Here is an 18,739-nt window from a genome sequence, read left to right as displayed (position 1 = left end):
TTTATTCGCTGAGCAGCAGGGATACCTTGTCATACGGCACCAGCTCATTGTGGGCCAGCAGGTTGCGCACGTCCCGGCAAAGGCGGATCATCTCGGTCTCCTGCCGGGTGAAATCCGTGTCGCCCCGGCGGGTCAGGAAGAACAGGTTGCCGAATTCCAGGTCCCAGGGTTCCCGGATCAGGGCGCCGTTTTCCGCCTGCACCGGCATCCACCCGGACAGACGGTCCAGGTTGGCCCGGATATATTCCAGCCGCTTTTCCTCCACGCGGGCAAAGAGCACCATGATCTGGGCCCGCCACACCCGCAGGTGCAGGGTCTCGTCGCCGGCCGGGGCAAAGGGCTGGCCGCTGTCGCTGCAGCCCCCGTCCAGCAGCCGTCGGGCACAGGCTTCGGGCTCCTGCAGGAAGGGGTCCCCCTGCCGGATCAGGGCGCCGGCCAGCTCCGGGTCCCCGCCGCTGACGCTCTGGGCCAGACAGGCCAGATAGTCAGCGGAAGGGCAGGGCTGCAGGGCGGCGGCTTCCAGGCAGAAGACCTGGCAGTCCGCCCCGGACGGGGTGTACACCACCCCGCCGTCCGCCCGGGGATGGTCGGTGCGGTATTCCAGCAGGAACAGGGCATGGAGCCCCCCGGCGGCCCGGGCGGCCCCGTCATACCGGGCCGCAAAGGTGCGCCAGGATTCCAGCTGGCCGGCGGTGCGGATGCCCCGCACCCAGACATACATCTGGTTCAGGGTGATGTCGGTCTGGCCGCCCAGGTAGTCGGCGTAGCTCTGCCCGGGCCAGTACCGGGTGCGCACGTCCTCCGCGCAGAGTTCCTGCAGCACCTGCCGGCCCGGGTCCTCCCCGGTGCAGTCCAGGAAGTTCACCGTGCGGTCCCCCCGCAGGGAGGAGAGGCGGTCTTTCATGATATCGTAGAATTCATCCTGCCAGGGCAGGGACCGGGGCAGGTACAGCACAAAGGAAGTTTCGGCGCAGGCCCTGTGCACCACGGCCTGACACAGGCGCAGGGAGCTGCCCACCTGCCGCCACCAGATCTGGGCATGGTTCATCCGTTGCCGCCTCCGATCTGCACCAGTTTTTCAAAGATTTCCTCCTCATTGCCCAGCAGGTCATGGAAGTTCTTGCTGGCAAAGAGGTAGGTGTCCTTGCCGGTGCTGCGCAGGATGTTCAGGTCATACAGCTCCTGCAGCAGGGTGTCCACCTGTTCCCGGCTCAGGCTGGTCAGGGTATGCAGGCCCAGGTCCCCGGCCTGACGGATCAGGTCCTCGGCAGTGTAGCCGGTGGTGGTGGGCATGGCGGTGTACATCCAGCCGATGAGCAGGGCGATGGTGTAGTAATAGGAGCCCTGGTCCTGGTCCAGGCGCAGGGTGATCTCGAACTTGTTGTGGATCTCGGCCAGGAAGTTGTTGTCGGCCAGGACGCGGCGGATGTGGTCTTCGGTGATGCGGTAGGGCGGCGTGGAGGCCTGGTTGTAGCCGGCGTAGTTGCTCTGCCGCATGGACTCGATGAGTTTCTGGCAGTACATCTGGATCAGGCCGGGGAAATAGTTGGCGGTGGCCAGGATCTGGGAGATGAGCACCCGGTCTTCCAGCAGGAAGCCCAGATAGCTCAGGGGCTGCACCAGCAGTTCGTGGGCTTCGGGGGTCTCAAAGGGCTTGACGTTGAGGGAGGGCAGATGGGTGATGACTGCGTTGCGGCCCAGGGCCACCTCCCGGTTGAAGCGGACGATGTTGTGCAGACCGGCCAGCACGAACTTGAACCGTTCGGGCAGGGTCTGCTGGATGTCCTTGAGTTCGGCCAGGGGCTGGTAGTTGCAGTTCTTGCAGTCCTCCACGAAGGTGTCGGCCTCATCCAGCATGACCAGCAGATAGGTGATGGGGGCTTCCTCCTGCCGCAGGCGGGTCTTGATGTCCTGGGCCAGGTCGGACCAGTTCTCGGTCTCGCTGCTGCGGGGCAGGATCTCCAGGTCCGCCAGCTCGCAGGAGAGCTTGCGGGCCGCCCGGGCGCAGTCGCAGCCGGACAGGTCCACCAGCACGGCGCGGCGGCCTTCCAGACCGTCGATGTCGATGCGGGCTTTCTTGAACAGGGCCGATTTACCCAGCTGCCGCCCGCCGTAGATCAGGTTCACGCCGCCCGGGCGTTCGATCTTGAGCAGTTCGTCCTTGCGGCCGATGAACATTTCCGGCGGCATGGGGTTGGAAGAGTCCGCCACATAGGGCTGGTAGTAGGCGAAGGGCATGCCCGCCGCCATGAGGATGCGGTTGATGGTGGCGTCGTTGTAATGGTTGGCCAGGAATGCCAGCAGCACCCGGTCCAGCAGCAGGTAGGTGGTGGACAGGCCGGTCTCCTTCTTTTTGATCTTGCGGGCCAGCTTGCGCCGTTCCGGCATGGAGAGGGGGTAATCCAGCAGGACCAGCTTGGCCCCGCGGAGGTTGTCCAGCGCCTTGAAGCGGGCCAGCAGCCGGTCACAGTCATAGTTTCCGTACAGGCAGGCCACACAGAACCCGGTGCCGGCCACCCGGGAGCCGAAGTCGGCGATGGGATGCTGGGGGGTGCGGGCCCCTTCGCTGTGATCCCGCTCCACCACGCGGTAGAGCTCGGTGCTGCCGTTGTTCACCCGGACGGAGGAGACCTGGATGTTGGTCCAGCCTAGGCAGGTCAGCAGCCGGTGGATGCGCTCGGGGGTGGCGCTGCTGTCGTTGGAGGGCCAGTTTTCGATGAGGGGACGGGCGCCCCGGCGGTCCTGGGACGCATTGCCCCGCAGCAGGATGGAGCGCAGGGGCAGGGCCACGTCCCGCACCAGGCGGAAGTTGTCCTCAAATTCCTGCCAGAACTGCTGCAGGTAGCCGATGGCCTCGCTGGATTCAAACCGCACGTCGAAGTCGCCCCGGCGCACCCGGTTCATCCAGTCTTCGGCCACCGTGTAGTTCTGGACCTCGATGAGCTTGCCGATCTCCCCTTCCACTTCCGGGGACGCCGCAAAGAAGGCCGGGTTGTTGGCCACCAGGGCGGTGAGCTGGTCCTTGAGCTGGACCCCGTACTGGGCGGCCACCTGGTGGATCTGGGCATAGCACTGCTCCACCAGCTTGAACCAGAACCCATAGTTGCCGGTCTCCCCGCAGGTCAGGTACCAGCGGCGGACGGTCTCCTCCATGCTCATGAGGAAGGGGTCGCTCTGGATGATCTGCCCCCGGCTGAGGGCCAGGATGTAATCTTCCCGGAAGCGGCCCAGGTTCTGCTGGGCACGCAGGGCCGTCTGCTCCATATAGGGCGCCGGGTCGGCGGGCAGGGCTTCGGGCAGGTCGGCCCCGGTCATGACCAGATAGCTGCGGATCAGCTCGGCGGAACCGTAGTCGTTGTTCCTGGGGTCGGCGGAATAGATGTCCACCAGCCGCTCTTCCAGGGCGGGGTGGTCGGTCTCGCAGTGGCGGCGGATGCGGGCCAGGACGTTGTACCCGCCCAGGGCGCAGAAGGTGGCCCGGGTGTCGGGGAGGTAGTCCTCGTCCAGCAGCAGGCAGTCGCTGCGCAGGAAGTCCACATACAGATACCGGCGGGCGTCCTCGCTCCAGCTGCCCTCCAGCCGGTCATACAGGTCCCGGGCGGTGGTTTCCAGCAGGTAGAGGCCGCAGTCCTGTTCCGCGCCGGCGCCCCGGCGCAGGCGGTCGCAGTCCGCCCCCAGGGTGCGCAGCCGCTCCATGAGCTGGCCCCGGATACGGCGGTATTCCGCCCGGGCGGGGCTTTCCGCCGGCTGGGCGGTGACCCCCTGGCTGCTCAGGTCGTACCAGTCACAGATGACCGCAAGGATGTTCTGCAGGCTGCTGCGCAGGTTGTTGCGCCGGTTGCCCTGCAGGCGGGCAGCCCGGTGCTTGATGTCCATGTTCTCCCCGGCCCGGTTCCAGCATTCGTTGATGTAGGCGTCGATGCTCTCAGCGGAGATGGAGGCGGCGGTCAGGGGTTTGCCGGCGGTGATCCACCGGTCCCGGAAGTCATCCCGGCAGGCGGCCATGGCTTCGGTGTCGTCCTCAATGATCTGCTTGAGCAGCACGGCGGGCATGCCGTCCCGGGCAAAGGCGATCTTTTTGGTCTCCACGTTGCGGGCAAAGCTGGCGTCCTCCCGCGGGGGGGTGAGCACAAACTGCTGGTAGAGGTTGCGGGCCCGGTGCAGGGTCTGTTCCAGCTTCTTCTTCTGGCCGTTCATGTCCAGGTTGTGGTAGTCGGCCAGACCGTCCACCGCACAGTTGGTCCATTTGTTGAACTGGCACAGCAGCTCGTAGATCTCATTCAGGCTGGGGATCTCGTTGAAGGCGTCGATGCTGTCGTGCAGGGAGCCGATGTTGTAGCCGTAGACGCTGCCGTTGGTGAACGCCGCCCGCAGGCAGGCCGCCGCCATGCAGTAATTGTTCAGCACGGGGTAGTCGCTGTCGCCGCCGGCCAGCAGTTCCAGCAGGTGGCCCACGCTGTAATCGCAGTCAAAGGCGGGGTTGTCCGCCGCCAGACTGACCACCCGGTAGACCGGCAGCAGGGCTTCGGGGTTCAGTTCCGCCCCGGCTTTCAGGTAGGCCAGCATCCGGGGCAGGCGGTATTCCCCCTTGAGACCCAGGGCATAGTCGATGACCTGCTGGCGGCTCAGGTTCAGCTTGGCCCAGCCGTCCGGGTCGGTGTAGGGGGCGGGTTCCGGCTCCTCCGGCTCTTCCGCCGCTTCCTCCTCCATCTCTTCCGCCGTCTGCTCCGGTTCCTCCTCCGGGCGGTCCGTTTCCTCCGCCTGGGCAGTGGGGAGTTCCTCCACCACCGGGACCTCCTCGGCCTTGACGGCATGCTTTTCCTCCAGGGCCTTGACCTGGACCATGATGGCGGTGTAGACCTCCTGGGTCACGCAGTCCTCATGCAGCTGGGGCAGCAGCGCCCGGACGCTTTCGGGGTCGTCCTCGGCGCAGGCGTGCTGCAGCAGGTTGACCACGCACTCCCCGTTCACCGAGCGCTGCAGGTTCATGTTGCCCCGCAGCTCCCCGTGACTGGTCACGAACTGCCGGAACTGGCGGCTCTTGTGGGCCAGCCGTTCCAGCCAGGGAAGTTCGCCGGTGGTGTCGTACTGCTTTTTCAGGATGCTCATTTCCCGCTGCAGGATGGTGGGATAGGATTTGGATTCATTGCACCGCTTTTCCGCATCCTCCAGGGTGGACAGAGCCTGCCCGATCTCCCCCAGATTGCGCCAGACCTGGGCCAGGGAAGCGTAGGCCTGCCAGGTCTGGGGCATGTCGTCCCGGTGGACGCGGCACAGCTCCGCCGCCCGCTGCAGCGGTTCGGTCAGACCGGTGGCGTTGTACTGGGTCAGCGCCGTGGTCAGCGCCAGGTCCAGGGCTTCGGGCCGGGCCCGGGTGTTCAGGGCCTTCTCCACCCAGTACCAGGTCCGCTCAAAGCGTTTCCTGTCATTGCTTTCGGCCAGGGCGTTCCGGGCCAGGTCCGGGGCACCGGGCTGCACCGCCACCGCCTGCCCGCCCCGCAGCCGGAAGCAGACGCTGATGAACTTGCCGCCCATGTCGGCGCACTGCTGGGTGCGGATCCTGCTTTTCAGGGTGATGTTGATGATATCCTCATAGGAGAAGGTCACCGTGCCCTGGTCGTACTCGATGGTGCCCCGTTCCCCCACCCAGCTCAGCCGGATGATGGTGCCGCAGAGCAGGTCCTGCTGTTCCTGGGGGATCAGGGGTTCCTCCTCTTCCTCGGGGGGCGCCTCGGGTTCGGCGGCCTGCTTTTCGGCGTCGGCCAGTTCCCCGCTGCGCCGGCGCAGGCAGTCCAGCACGCCGGAACCGGGATAATGGCTTTCCAGCAGCCGCACCGCATAGCTCAGGGCGCTGCCCTTGGGCAGAGGCACCCCGGCCACCGCCGCCAGATGGGCCGCCAGTTCGTCCAGATATCCGGCGGGCAGGTCCCCGGCGTGTTCGGACAGCCAGACCACCACCTGCAGGTCTCCGGCGGCCACGCAGGCTTCGTCCAGCAGGGTGAACAGCTGGTTCAGCTCCTCGCCCCGGGCGCCGGCGCAGATGCCCATGGCCGCGTAGGCGCCGGCTTCCTCATACCGGTTGGCGTTCCGTGCGCTGAGGGCGGCTTCCCGATAGGCCCGCCCCCGGGCAAAGACCTCCTCCGGGTCCTCCCCGGTGCGGCGTATCAGACAGCCGCAGAAAAGGGCGGTGCGGTACTCACCGGCCACGGCGGGGTTTTCCTGCAGGATGCCCCGGATCTGCATAGCCGCCCGACGGGCCTTGTAGGCGTCGTTGTTGCGCATGCCGAACAGCAGGCTGTTGTACTGCCCCACCAGCAGGGATTTGGTGGACTTGGGCAGGGCGTCAAAGGCCTGTTTCAGTTCGTCGTCCCGCAGCTGGGGCCATTCCAGGGACGTCTGATAAAAAGGCCGGAAATCCCGCACCGGGGCCGGCTGACTGTCCGCCGGTTTTTCCACGGCCGGCGGCGCCGGCGGGGCCGGGGTCTCGGCCACGGGGGCTGCGGGGGCTGCGGGGGCTGCCGGGGCAGCGCCTGCTTCCGTCTGCCGGAAGAGCAGCACTTCCCCATAAGACAGGCAGATCACTTCGCCGTCGTCCGCGGTCAGTTCCAGTCCTTCTTCATGATCGGTATCTGTGATGATGCCGGTAAGTCTTCGTTCTCTGTCGCCATCGTTGAATTTCAGTTCCACCCGTGTGCCGGGTTCCAGTTTGGCCAACTTCTTTTCCATGAGTTTTGACATGGTGATTTCCGTCCTTTCTATTTTGATTTTCAGGCCGTCCGGCGGCCCGTTCCGGCGATCAGTGGTATTCCACCAGGCGGATCTCCGCCTCAGGTTCCTGGAAATTTTCCAGCGTGCCGTACAGCACGCCGTCCTCCTCCCGCAGGGGCAGCACCAGGCAGCCCCCATCCCGGGTGTACACCTCCGCCCGGGCCTGCAGGCCCGGGTGCTGCTGCAGGCTCAGCTGCACCGTCAGGGTATGCCGGCGGGTGTCGTAGGCGATCATATCCTCCTCGGTCTCGGTGCCGTCCACCCGCACCACGGGGTCCGGGCCGGCCGCACCGCGGGCACCGGCCGGGACCGGCGCTGCGGGAATGAAAAAGCCGATGCGCGCCGCGGCATCCTCCACCCGGCGGAAGGCGGCCCGCAGCCCTTCCCCGGTCCGGTCCAGGTGCAGCTCCACCGCTGCCAGGACCGGGGACGGCTCCCCCGTGCCCACCAGATCAAAGAGCTGAGCCAGCACGGCATACCGCCGGTAGCAATATTCGCAGCTGCGGATATGGTCCAGATATTCTTCATCCTGCGGGGTCGCTTGCTCCCCGCGCATGGCCCGACGGGTCAGGTCATACAGCGTTTTGTCGTTGATATGGCTCATCGATTGTCTCCTTTGTCAAGAAACTTTTTGGCGGAGGTAGGCAGATTCAGGCAGCAGTAATCCGACAGCGCCTCGTTCTTCATGATCCGCTTGTAGGCGCCGGACAGCATCTGGGGATGGACCGACCCGCACCAGGTACGGACCTGCTCCAGGGTATACAGCCGGCCGTACGGCACCTCCGCCAGCCGGCAGGATACACCGTCCAGCTGCACGGTCTTGTTCAGATTCCGCCGGAACGCCCACCCCCAGCGCACCGGCATCCGGAAATACCAGGAAAATTCCTGCTGGCTTTCCTCGCACAGGGTTCCCAGCGTCTTGTCCTTCATATGGGCCATGGCCCAGACGGCGGAACAGGAATCGGAGGGCTGGGGGAATTTCAGCTGGCCTTCCCGCACCGGCGGGCGGACCTGCGCCCGCTCCCGGTCCCGGGGGTCCCAGCGCTGGGCGGCGGGCAGGCCGAATTCGGGGTCGAACCGGCCGGTCAGCTGGTACAGGATGCGGCCGTAACACAGGGCCAGCCCCTTGCCCGCCATCCCCCTGTAGCTCAGCAGGGCCCGGACGTAACACAGCAGGACCTGGTCGTGGCATTGCAGTTCCAGCCTGTGTTCCAGTTCGTTCAGGATGTTGTCCTCATCGCTCTGAAAAAGGCCCTCGTCCAGCTGAAAGCCGGACTCATCCCGGATGTAGGGGTCCGCCAGACGGATCTTCTGGACCGGGTCGCCCCGCTTTTTTTCCTCCCCGGGTGCCGGTTCCCCGGGGGCGTTGTAGTCGCTGCGGCGCCGGGGGCCCATCTCGTATTTGCTACCGGGATGAAGCAGCTTGAGATAGTCGGAGGCCTGGTTGCGGCACAGCCGGGTGGCCAGCCCCGCATAATGACAGACCGGGATCTGTTTTTTCCTGTGGACGCACAGGTCGGCCATGATCTTGAGAAAGGCGTCCTGGAAGACGGTCACGGTTTCGGTGGGAAGTTCACTGGGCCACAGGCCCCCTTTTGTAAGCCTTGCCTTGATCTTTTTCCTGCAGTAGGCATAGGTGGCACGGTACAGTTTTTCCACCGCCTCTTCCTTGGCCGGTGTGTCCCACCATTGCCGCGGGGTGCAGGTCTTTCCGGGGGGCAGAAGCCGGATGTATTCCAGATACACCTGCTGCAGTCTGTCCGCCGGAGTGCCCGGTTCGGGCGGGCGTCTTTCCCGCTCTTTTTTCAGGTCTTCCTTTTCCCCTTCCTCCAGGTCCTCCTCTGCCGGGAGGTCCATGCTCTCTTTTTCATAAAAATCCTGGGTATTGGCCGGCTTTGGCCGCTCTTCCGCGGCCGATGAAACTGATCGGCGCATATGATCTGCACGCTCCTTTTTTCACGGAATTCCGGGCTGTCTGTGCGCACAGCCCTGCGCGCCGGCGGGGCCATTTCCCCGCCGTTACTCATAGGGAACGACTCCCGGAGAAAATGTTGAAGTGAAAAAACGGATTTTTTTGAAATTTTTTCCGGGGCGGCTCAGCGGCAGCGGTGGCAGACAAATCCGCCCCAGTAATGTTCATCGGCAAAGGGGCGGAAGCTGTCCGCCCGTTCCAGGCGCAGGTCCAGCACCGCCCGCATGGCGGCGGAGGTGTCCGGGTCCCGGCGCAGGGCGTCCCACCCGGCCTGTTTCAGCTGGGCCACGGTGGCCTGTGCCAGGGAGGCCTTGGCTTCCCGCAGGGCGTCGGGCACCGGGCGGCCCTGCTGCAGCAGCCGGTAAAACCGGCGCATGAGTTCGGCGGCGGCAAAGTCGTCCGCCTCCCACAGGGAGGTCACCACATACCCCACCCCCGCGGCCGCAAAGGCGGACACCAGCCCCTGCACGCTGCCCGCGGTGTTCGCCTCCCCCATTCCGGTGAAGCAGGCGGACAGCACCGCCAGCCCGGTGCCGTGCAGGTCCATGCGGCTGATCTCGTCGGCGGTCAGGATGCCGTTGCCGCAGCGCTCGTCCTCCCGCCCGGTATCCAGAAAGGTCTGGGCTCCGGCCAGATAGATGCGGGCGCTGAACAGGGCGTTGCTCTCCCCGGTCTGGTCGAAATCCCCGTGGGCGGCGATGTGCAGGATGCCGTACCGCCCCGCCTGCCGCAGCAGTTCCTGTTTGGTGGCCCGGTCCCCGGTCAGGCAGCGGCCGCCGGTGCACCGGGCCACCATGCGGGCTTCCAGCCCGCTGAAGGGCAGCGGCTGCAGGGACTGGCCATGGCGGAGGGTATCCGCCCCGTCAAAGCGGTCCCGGCTGCCCGCCCGGTAGTCCGGGTCCCCCACCACAAACGCCCCGTCCTGGGGGGCGGCCGCGGTGGCAAAGAGGATGTCCCGGCCGCAGATCAGTTCGGTCACGGTGAACCGCTTGTCCAGGGTATGGGCCCCGTCCGGCCCCAGCAGGCCGTAGGGGATGTTGCGCAGCAGCTCTTCGGGCGCGATGTACAGGGCACGGACCCCCGCCAGCAGGTCCTCCACCGGGGCGACCAGGGTGCGGTAGAGGGTGCTGCGCAGGGCATTCTTCCGGGCCCGGGCTTTCCGGTCGGCACCGCCGGCGTCCCGGCAGCAGGCGCGGAAATCCCCGCACAGCTGCTGCAGGCTGTCCATATCCGCCCCGGGCAGGGTGCGCCGGTACAGGCGGACGGTCCCTTCCTGCCGCCGCAGCAGGTATACATCCAGCCATTGTTCCCCCGTGCCGTCCTCCTGGCCCAGGAAATTCTGCCGGGTGGTCTCGAAGGCCCAGTAGTATTCCACCAGGGCACTGCCTTCGGGCAGTTTTTCTGCCAGGGCTTGGGGGGTGATGGGGGTGAAATGCCGGATATCCGGCATGGCGCTTTCGATCCGGGCCGAAAGGCGGGCCACCTCCCGCTCCGTCTCCTCCAGAGAGGGCCCGCCCGGGTCCTCCATGGCATACAGGGCGGTCTGCCGGTTCTGCAGCCGGCGCAGCCGGTCCAGAGCACGGCGGGTCTCCTCGTCCCCCAGGCCCATGAGGATGCGGTTGCGCTCCCGTCCGGCCAGGGCGGCCAGGGCCTTGCCCCGCAGCACCAGCCCGAACATCTGCTCTTCGCTGCGCACGGGGCGCAGGATGCAGTAGGCGTTGGCGAACACCGCCCGGGCATTGACCAGGGACACGGTGAGGGCGGTATCGTCCAGGGTACAGACGTTGTTTTTCCATTGCCGGTCCAGCTCTTCCAGCTGGGCAACGGCACCGGGAACGGCCGCCCCGGGCCCGCCGTACTGCCTGCGGATCAGGTTGATGACGATATGGCAGGAGGACCGGATGCGGTCCTGCAGCAGGGTGTCCCGGAGCAGGGCTTCGCAGGGGTCGGCCAGACGGGCACATTCCGGGTCGTTCTGCATCCACAGGAACAGCATCAGCTGGTACAGCAGCACCGTGTACGCGGGGCGGTAGAGGGGGTCGTCCCGCAGCTGGTCCAGGGAGGTGCGCACCAGCAGCACCGCGTCCGGCAGGTCCTGCGGCCGCAGCATCCCGTTGCTGCACAGCATTTCCAGCATGGCGCTGTAGGGGACCAGTTCCAGCTTTCCGCCCGACGGCGGGGCCGACGGGTCCTGCCGCAGGGCCGCGGCCCTGCGCTTCACCCGCTGCCGCAGCTGTTCCGCTTCCTCCTCCCCCAGCTCATCCACGATCTGCCGGCAGGAATAGCAGACCATCACCGCCTGCTGGTAGATCTCCTCGCTGCGGGGATCCCCCGCTTCCTCCATCTGCCGGATCAGCCGGTCCAGGCGGTCCAGGCCTTCGGCCACATGCCCCTGCACACAGTACAGGTATCCGGCGTTGTAATCCAGGGTGGCGTCATCCACATGGGCGACGCCGTCCATGCCCGGGGCGAAGGGGACTTCCCGGGCGCGCAGGGTGTCTTCCAGCGCCCGGTTGTAGCTGCCCCGGGCGCAGTCCAGCACCCCCGCCAGGGTGTAGGCGTACCGACGGCGGTAGTAGCTCTGCCCGGGGTCGCCGTCAAAGGCCTCGCAGGCGGCGCGGTACCGGTCCAGCAGCCCGTCCAGGCCGTCGCACACCCCCATGCGGGGCAGCCGGCCCAGCACCCCGAACACCACCGGACCCAGAAGCTGCAGCTGCTGCCCGTAAGGCAGATCCCCGTACCCGTGGCCCAGCATTTTTTCCAGAAATTCCACCAGGAACCGCACGCCCGCCCCGTCCCACTCCCGGCGGCGGATCACCAGCCGCACATACCAGAAGTAGGCCCGGGGCACGCAGGTCAGCAGATGCCCGGGTCCCAGCGCCCCTTCCCGCAGCGCCATGCACTGCCGGAAGGCTTCCTGGGCTTCCTCATACCGTTGCGTATTGTGCAGGGCGATGCCGTACATCCAGAAGAAATCACTTTTGCCCAGGGTGTCCGGCCGGCGCTGCACCCCGGGCAGGGCCGCATCCCCACAGGCAGCGGCCAGGGCGGAGCCTCCCTGGTCGATGCAGTCCAGCAGCACCTGGACATACAGGTTCCAGGCAGTCTCCTCCCCGAAGGTCCGGCACGCATCCGCCAGACACATCTGCATCACCCGGCAGCCCTCCTGCTGCAGTCCGTAGGCGGCACAGCCCCCGGCCATGGCCCGGAGCAGTTCCCACTGGGTCATCAGCGCCCGCTCGTCCTCCTCATCGGAGTCCTCCCAGGTCTGCAGGAGTTCCAGTTCCCGGGCGGGGATGCAGTCCAGCAGGATGTCCCACTGCCGGTCGGTGTCGGCACAGCTTTGCAGCAGCAGCCCCGCCCCCAGAAGGTGGTCCTGTTCCGGCCAGGGGACCTCCACCGCCTGCCCCGCGCTGCGGAAGACCTCCGCCACGCAGCGGGTCAGGGATTCCCGGGAGGCGGACGCCGGCTGGGCGCAGAGCAGCAGCTCCGCCCGCACCTGCAGCAGGCACAGTGCCAGCAGGGCACCGCCGCCCCGGATCTCCTGCGCCCGGTCGGCGCCGGTATGGGCGTTCTCCGGCCCGATCACCAGGCGGGCCAGCCGGTCCACCGCCTCCTCCCGCAGCCGTTCCCGCAGCTTTTCCGCCGCGGCCCGCAGGGCATCCCGCTCTTCCCGCAGATGCCGTTCTTCCATCCTCCTCACCCCCGCCTTTTCGAGATATATTCTCATGATACTACAAAAATATGGCAGGAACAAGGCGTGTTTTTCGGTCGTTTTGCTGAAATTCGCTTTTCTTTTGCGCCGGCGGCCCGGGCCACTTCAAATTTTTTGCCCTGCCTCGTCCAATATGACACAAAGGAGGGAGAACCCATGACGAACTGTTCGATGCCCCCTCTGTGGGAGGAGAAGGACGCGGTCTTTCTGGTGACCGGCATGACCGAGAACGAACGCTTTGTGCGGGACCTGGCCGGCACGCCGGCCATCCGGCGGTATACCGTTTCCGAGGATATGGACAACCTGGTGTATTACAAACTGGCGTACACGCCCCCTTATGAAAGCTTTGAGGGGCTGCGCCGGCTGTACCTGCTGCTGATGGACGCCGCCGGCCTGCAGGCCCAGTACCGGGGGGTGCTGGCGCTGGATCTGAGCGAGTGGCTGGACCACCCCCGGGAGGACTACCTGCACATCGCCTTCAAGTACCTGCACGACCACCGCCGGGACTGGAAGCTGCTGTTTGTGGCGGGGGCGGCGGACACCGGACAGCTGCAGCCCCTTGTGCAGACCGCCGCCCTGTACCTGCGCCCCCAGCTGTGGCAGCTCTGCCTGTTCCGGGACCTGCCGGTGCTGGAACACTACATTGCCGCCCGCCTGTCCATCACCCCGGAAGCCTGCACCGCGCTGGCCGGTCTGTGCAGCCGGCTGACCCCGCTGCACAGCTGCGCCGTGCTGGAACAGGTGCTGCAGGAACTGCAGGACCTGGCGGGGGAACGGGTGACCCGCCGCATCCTGCAGCGCTATCTGAAGGAGGAGACCAGCCTGGTGGCCATTCTCAACGGCGGTCCGATAGAGGCCGCCGTACCCGGAAGCAAGGAGGAAGAAAACCATGCCCCCATTTGATATCCGCTACGATTACGAATCCGACTGGCGGCCGTATGTGTTCCCGGAGCCTTCGGCCCGACTGGCCACCATGAATGAGATCCGGCGGGACTACCCGCCGGTGGAACTTTCCCACAAACCGCTGAAAGCCGGCGGCATGCCGGTGTGGAGCGACGGCAGCACCGTCTGCCTGAACACCCGGGACGAGATGACCCTGGGGGTGGGCTTTACCGGCGCCGGCAAGAGCCGCCGGGGGGTGGGCCCCACCATCGCCATGCTGGCCAAGGGCGGGGAGAACATCGTGGCCATTGATGTGAAAGGGGAGCTGACCACCGGCTCACTGGCCCGCTACATCCGGGGCGTCCTGGACGAAAACGACTACAAGACGGTGTTTTTTGACCTGCGCGGTTTCCGGGGGGACGGGTTCAATCCCCTGCTGCTGCCCTACCGGATGTACCGGGAGGGCAAGCCGGGGGAAGCCCTGCGCCTGCTGCATGAACAGTTCAACAACCTGTCCCATGTGTACAACGGCTCCACCGCCGACCCGTTCTGGACGCTGGAAGGGGTGCTGTGCCTGGTGGGGTTCTGCTGCGGCATGTTCGCCTGCATTGATGACCCCGACTGCATCCACATGCTCTCCCTGGCCATGCTGCTCAACGACGAAGGCTGCAACGCCATGCACACCATCCGGGAGCGGTGCCGCCTGCCGGACATCGTCTCCTCCACCCTGGATTCCATCCTGTCCATGCCCGAGCGCACCCGCATGTCGGTCATTGCCACCGCCTACAGCATGCTGCAGCCCTTTGTGGTCAATGACCAGCTGATGCGGATGACCAGCTGCACCACCTTCGATTTTGCGGAGCTGGCAAAGCGCAAATGCGCCGTGTTCATCATCGTGCCCGACGAGGTGGACAGCTACGACCCCTTTGTGGGCATCCTGCTGGACCAGCTGTCCAGCACCCTGGTGGGGCTGGCCTACCGCTACGGGGGCAGCCTGCCCATCCGCACCAACTTTGTGTGCGACGAATTCACCCAGTATTTCATCCAGAACATGAGCCGCAACATCAGCGCCCACCGTTCCCGCAACATCCGGTGGTACATCTGGTGCCAGGGGCTGGAACAGCTCAAGACGGCCTATCCCAAGGACGCCCCCGTCATCCTGGAAAACTGCGCCAACCTGTATTTCATGAACAGCCCCGAGCTGAGCCTGCTGCAATATCTGTCCGAGCGGTCCGGCCAGGTCATGGGCACCGCCGGCAGCGTGCGGCCCCTGCTGCGGGTGCAGGACCTGCAGACCCTGAAAAAGACCGCCGAATACACCGAGACCTATTTCAGCGCCCCGGGGGTGCAGTTCGTGGGGCGGCTGCCGGACATCAGCCGGTATGCCTGCCTGCAGTTTCCCCCCAAGACCTACACCATCCCCTGCCACCTGTCCGACCGGAAGGTGCCCACCATGGATATCAAACACATGCTGCGCCGTCCCGACTCCATCTTTTTGTGAGCGCCGGACTGCCCCAGCCAGAAAGGAGACCGTTCCATGATCCAGATTCCCATTGCCGACCGCCAGGGGCTGCGCTCCGGCGATCTGGTCAGCTGTTTTGCCTGCCGTTACCGCACGGTGCTGCTGTGCGGCGAGATCACCGAGGCCCTGGCCTGCGACGTGGTGCTGCAGATCGAATACCTCTCCCTGGAAAGCACGGCGGACATCCTGCTGTACATCCAGAGCCCCGGGGGCAGCGTGAGCGCGGGGCTGGCCATCTATGACGCCATGCAGCGCTCCCGCTGCGACATTGCCACCGTCTGCCTGGGCACGGCGTCCAGCATGGCGGCGGTGCTGGTGGCCGCCGGCACCCCGGGCAAGCGCTACTGCACCCCCCACGGGGAACTGATGATCCACCAGGTGCTGGGCGGCATGCAGGGACAGGCCAGCGACATCGAGATCGCCGCCGCCCACCTGCGCAGCCGCCGGGACCTGCTGGACGCCATTCTGGCCCGGGCCTGCGGCAAGCCGGCGGCCCGGGTCCACCAGGACTGTGACCGCGACCACTTCATGACCGCGGAGGAGGCCATCCGCTACGGCCTGGTGGACCATCTGTACCAGGCACCCCTGCAGGCCTGATTCCGGACCGGACAGCAGACAGGGACCGGCAGCCCGATTGCCGGTCCCTGTTTTTTTCTGCCGCCTGTCAGGCGGCGCTCTCCTGGGTCATGTACATATGGAGCTTCATGACATACCACTGTACCCGCTCTTCGGCGTAATCCCGGGCGTCGCTTTCACAGGCCTGGGTGTAGTAGGCCTCGAAGTCCTCCTCCCCGCTCTCGTAGTCCCGGAACTCCTTCTCATACTGTTCCACCGACCGGAAGACCTGCAGGCTGCGGGACTGTTCCGGGGCAGCGGTGTACAGATCCAGCAGCCGGTACTGGTAGGCATGGTACGCCTCGTGGCAGATCGCTTCCAGCACATAGCCCCCCGAGCGGGTCTCCAGGTCATCCGCACTGATGGTGATGGTCAGGGACCTGTCATTGTAGGAGGCAATGACATCCCCCTCCACCTGGGCCACCCGGGCCGTCAGGGCATAGGGCAGGCCCAGGGATGATTGTTCCAGGTCGATCACCGTCTGCAGCACATCCAGCTTCTGCTGCAGCGTCAGGGTCTGCCAGGTATCCTCTTCCAGCTGCACCAGGGTCGGCATGCAGTCCTCCACCTGCTGCTGGACGGCCTGGGTGTCCTCCGGGGCACCGGCCGCCAGCGGTCCGCTGAACAGCGTGGGCACAAGGCAGGCAAGCATCATCCCGCCCAGGCCCATCGCCAGGGTCCGGTGCACCGCCGACAGGGATTGCCGGTGCCGGAATTCCCGGATCCGGCAGTGGCGGGCATAGGTGTCCGCCCGCACGGGCTGGCTCTGGATCAGGAAGATACACACCATGATCAGGAGGGCGGTCCCGATGAGGAACAGATAAATGAGAACCGGGTGCATCTGCCGGTAGGAAAGGACGGTGTACAGACCGAAGGCGATGGCCAGGTCCCCCTGGACGCCGCCGAAGCTGGTGCGGCGCTCCCGCCGCCACCAGATGCCCCAGGCACTGCAGCCCACCACCAGCGCCCACAGGATACGCAGGCACTGGATCTCCCCCATCCCGTCGATGCTGCGGAAGAGCAGCACCCGGTAACAGAGCATCCAGAGAAGCGCCCAGAATCCATGTCCCACCAGGACAGCGGCGCTGACGGTTCGGTAATTTTCGCGCATGATCCTCTTCCTTTCCTTCCCCGGTCCGGTGCCGGGAAACCCTTCTTTTCTCTTATGACGACAGTGCCGGTCAAAGTTGCAGTGCCGGAAGGCCTTTTTTCCGTTTTTTTCGGGTCAGGGGACTGGCATTCCGGCACGGGAACTCGTGATGGTATCTGACAGCCCTGTTCCCCGCGTTCCCGCACCGCCTGCGGGGGAAGGCTTTTGGGGCGGGCGCGCAGCCGCCGGCGCCGTCAGGCTTCGGCGGTTTTTACAACTGCAAGGCTTTTGATTTGGGCACAACCACAAAGTTATTCCCGGATGCTTGACATTTCCGGCGGGGTCTGGTACACTCCGGGCAATTCAACGAACTGAATCGTTGAAGCAAACCGATGACGCAGAGAAGTACGCAGGGAGCCGTTTTCCCAAGAGAGCCGCGGGCGGTGGGATCGCGGTGTGAACGGCCCTGCCGAATGGACTGCCGAGGGCGGGCCCAACGGGGTGACCCCAGTAGGTACCGACGGATTTCCACCGTTACAGGGAACGGTGTGTGTTGGCACGCCGAAAGAGCGGGCGGGTTTTTCCCCGTCAATTTGGGTGGCACCGCAGAAGCGCAAAAGGCTTTTGTCCCAAAGGGTATTTTTTACACATGCCCTGTGGGACAAGAGCCTTTTCTCTTTTCCCCCGGGGCCCACGGAAAGGAGGCCCACCATGGCCGCAGAGAAAATCCCTTACAAGATCTACCTGTCCGAAGAAGAAATGCCCCGCACCTGGTACAACGTCCGGGCGGACATGAAAAACAAGCCGGCCCCCCTGCTGAACCCGGCCACCGGCCAGCCCATGGGGTACGAGGACCTGCGCCCGGTGTTCTGCGACGAGCTCATCCGCCAGGAACTGGACAACGACACCCGGGAAATTCCCATTCCGGATGAAATCCGTGATTTCTACAAAATGTATAGACCCTCCCCCCTGGTACGGGCCTACTGTCTGGAGAAAAAGCTGGGCACCCCCGCCAAGATCTACTACAAGTTCGAGGGCAACAACACCTCCGGCAGCCACAAGCTGAACAGCGCCATCGCCCAGGCCTACTACGCCAAGCAGCAGGGGCTGAAGGGGGTCACCACCGAGACCGGCGCCGGCCAGTGGGGCACCGCCCTGTCCATGGCCTGCGCCTACCTGGGCCTGGACTGCCAGGTGTATATGGTCAAGTGCTCCTATGAGCAGAAGCCCTTCCGCCGGGAGGTCATGCGGGTGTACGGGGCCTCGGTGACCCCCTCCCCCTCCGATACCACCCAGGTGGGCCGCCGCATTCTGGCCGAGCACCCGGGCACCACCGGCTCCCTGGGCTGCGCCATCAGCGAGGCGGTGGAGAAGGCCACCACCACCCCCGGCTACCGGTATGTGCTGGGCAGCGTGCTCAACCAGGTGCTTTTGCACCAGAGCGTCATCGGCCTGGAATCCAAGGCCGCCCTGGACAAATACGGGGTGGTGCCGGACATCATCATCGGCTGCGCCGGGGGCGGCAGCAACCTGGGCGGGCTGATCTCCCCCTTCATGGGCCAGAAACTGCGGGGCGAGCGGGATTACCGCTTCATCGCGGTGGAACCGGCCTCCTGCCCCAGCTTCACCCGGGGCAGATTCGCCTACGATTTCTGCGACACCGGCATGGTCTGCCCCCTGGCCAAGATGTACACCCTGGGCAGCAACTTCATCCCCTCGGCCAACCACGCGGGCGGGCTGCGGTACCACGGCATGAGCTCGGTGCTGTCCCAGCTGTACCACGACGGGCTGATGGAGGCGGTGGCCGTGGAGCAGACCAAGGTCTTTGAGGCGGCGGAGGAGTTCGCCCGGGTGGAGGGCATCCTGCCCGCCCCGGAGAGCAGCCACGCCATCCGGGTGGCCATGGACGAGGCCCTGCGCTGCAAGGAGACCGGGGAGGAAAAGACCATCCTCTTCGGGCTGACCGGCACCGGCTACTTCGACATGGTGGCCTATGAGAAGTTCCACGACGGGCTGATGACCGACACCATCCCCACCGACGAAGAACTGGAAGCCAGCTTTGCCCGTCTGCCCCAGGTTCCCGGCCAATAACCGGAGCCTGTCCCTATTATTATATCTGTTTTCCGGGCTGGTCGCCACGAAAATACAACTTTTTTCTTTTCTCCTGTTTTTCTA

The 18,739-nt window shown here is 65.5% G+C and carries 10 protein-coding genes and 1 other annotated feature; of the genes, 4 read left to right on the top strand and 6 right to left on the bottom strand.

Annotation, left to right across the window (positions count from 1 at the left end; translation table 11 throughout):
- Position 1: 1 nt before the first annotated feature.
- The 5 genes from AC127K_RS07965 to AC127K_RS07945 all read right to left on the bottom strand — a co-directional run bounded on the left by AC127K_RS07965 (position 2) and on the right by AC127K_RS07945 (position 12,434).
- Entirely contained in the window at positions 2 to 1,048 is a 1,047-nt protein-coding gene (locus AC127K_RS07965; RefSeq protein ID WP_483720140.1) for a hypothetical protein, read from the bottom strand.
- Entirely contained in the window at positions 1,045 to 6,738 is a 5,694-nt protein-coding gene (locus AC127K_RS07960; RefSeq protein WP_483720139.1) for an ATP-binding protein, read from the bottom strand. Before AC127K_RS07960 ends, AC127K_RS07965 begins: the two co-directional genes overlap by 4 nt.
- A gap of 58 nt (positions 6,739 to 6,796) precedes the next feature.
- Complete coding sequence (locus tag AC127K_RS07955; protein WP_294538684.1) at positions 6,797 to 7,372, bottom strand: hypothetical protein; 576 nt, start codon at positions 7,370 to 7,372, stop codon at positions 6,797 to 6,799.
- Complete coding sequence (locus AC127K_RS07950) at positions 7,369 to 8,703, bottom strand: hypothetical protein (RefSeq protein WP_483720138.1); 1,335 nt, start codon at positions 8,701 to 8,703, stop codon at positions 7,369 to 7,371. The genes AC127K_RS07955 and AC127K_RS07950 overlap by 4 nt, the downstream gene beginning before the upstream one ends.
- Before the next feature lie 161 nt (positions 8,704 to 8,864).
- Positions 8,865 to 12,434, bottom strand: a complete 3,570-nt coding sequence (locus tag AC127K_RS07945; protein WP_483720137.1) for a CHAT domain-containing protein — start codon at positions 12,432 to 12,434, stop codon at positions 8,865 to 8,867.
- Between the two features lie 177 nt (positions 12,435 to 12,611).
- Here AC127K_RS07945 and AC127K_RS07940 point away from each other — a divergent pair, with 177 nt between their 5' ends.
- From AC127K_RS07940 to AC127K_RS07930, 3 genes are read left to right on the top strand one after another with little or no spacing between them, the layout of a single operon-like run.
- Positions 12,612 to 13,358, top strand: a complete 747-nt coding sequence (locus AC127K_RS07940) for a hypothetical protein (RefSeq protein ID WP_483720136.1) — start codon at positions 12,612 to 12,614, stop codon at positions 13,356 to 13,358.
- Positions 13,345 to 14,838: a type IV secretory system conjugative DNA transfer family protein gene (locus AC127K_RS07935; protein ID WP_483720135.1), complete on the top strand. Its 1,494-nt coding sequence runs from the start codon at positions 13,345 to 13,347 to the stop codon at positions 14,836 to 14,838. The genes AC127K_RS07940 and AC127K_RS07935 overlap by 14 nt, the downstream gene beginning before the upstream one ends.
- A gap of 36 nt (positions 14,839 to 14,874) precedes the next feature.
- A complete protein-coding gene (locus AC127K_RS07930; protein ID WP_483720134.1) occupies positions 14,875 to 15,456 on the top strand; it encodes a ClpP family protease in 582 nt (193 codons plus the stop codon).
- A gap of 67 nt (positions 15,457 to 15,523) precedes the next feature.
- Here AC127K_RS07930 and AC127K_RS07925 read toward each other — a convergent pair whose 3' ends face one another.
- A complete protein-coding gene (locus AC127K_RS07925) occupies positions 15,524 to 16,585 on the bottom strand; it encodes a hypothetical protein (RefSeq protein ID WP_483720133.1) in 1,062 nt (353 codons plus the stop codon).
- 362 nt (positions 16,586 to 16,947) lie between these two features.
- Positions 16,948 to 17,199: a binding site (T-box leader), on the top strand.
- A 76-nt stretch (positions 17,200 to 17,275) separates the two neighbouring features.
- On the opposite strand from AC127K_RS07925, the gene AC127K_RS07920 reads away from it, so the two are divergent.
- On the top strand, positions 17,276 to 18,655 hold the full coding sequence (locus AC127K_RS07920) for a TrpB-like pyridoxal phosphate-dependent enzyme (RefSeq protein ID WP_483720132.1): 1,380 nt from the start codon (positions 17,276 to 17,278) through the stop codon (positions 18,653 to 18,655).
- Positions 18,656 to 18,739: the final 84 nt, after the last annotated feature.

It is taken from the genome of Subdoligranulum sp. DSM 23681 (assembly GCF_057005535.1).
Note: the sequence above shows the minus strand (reverse complement) of the source record. Positions and strands in the feature narration are given on the sequence as shown.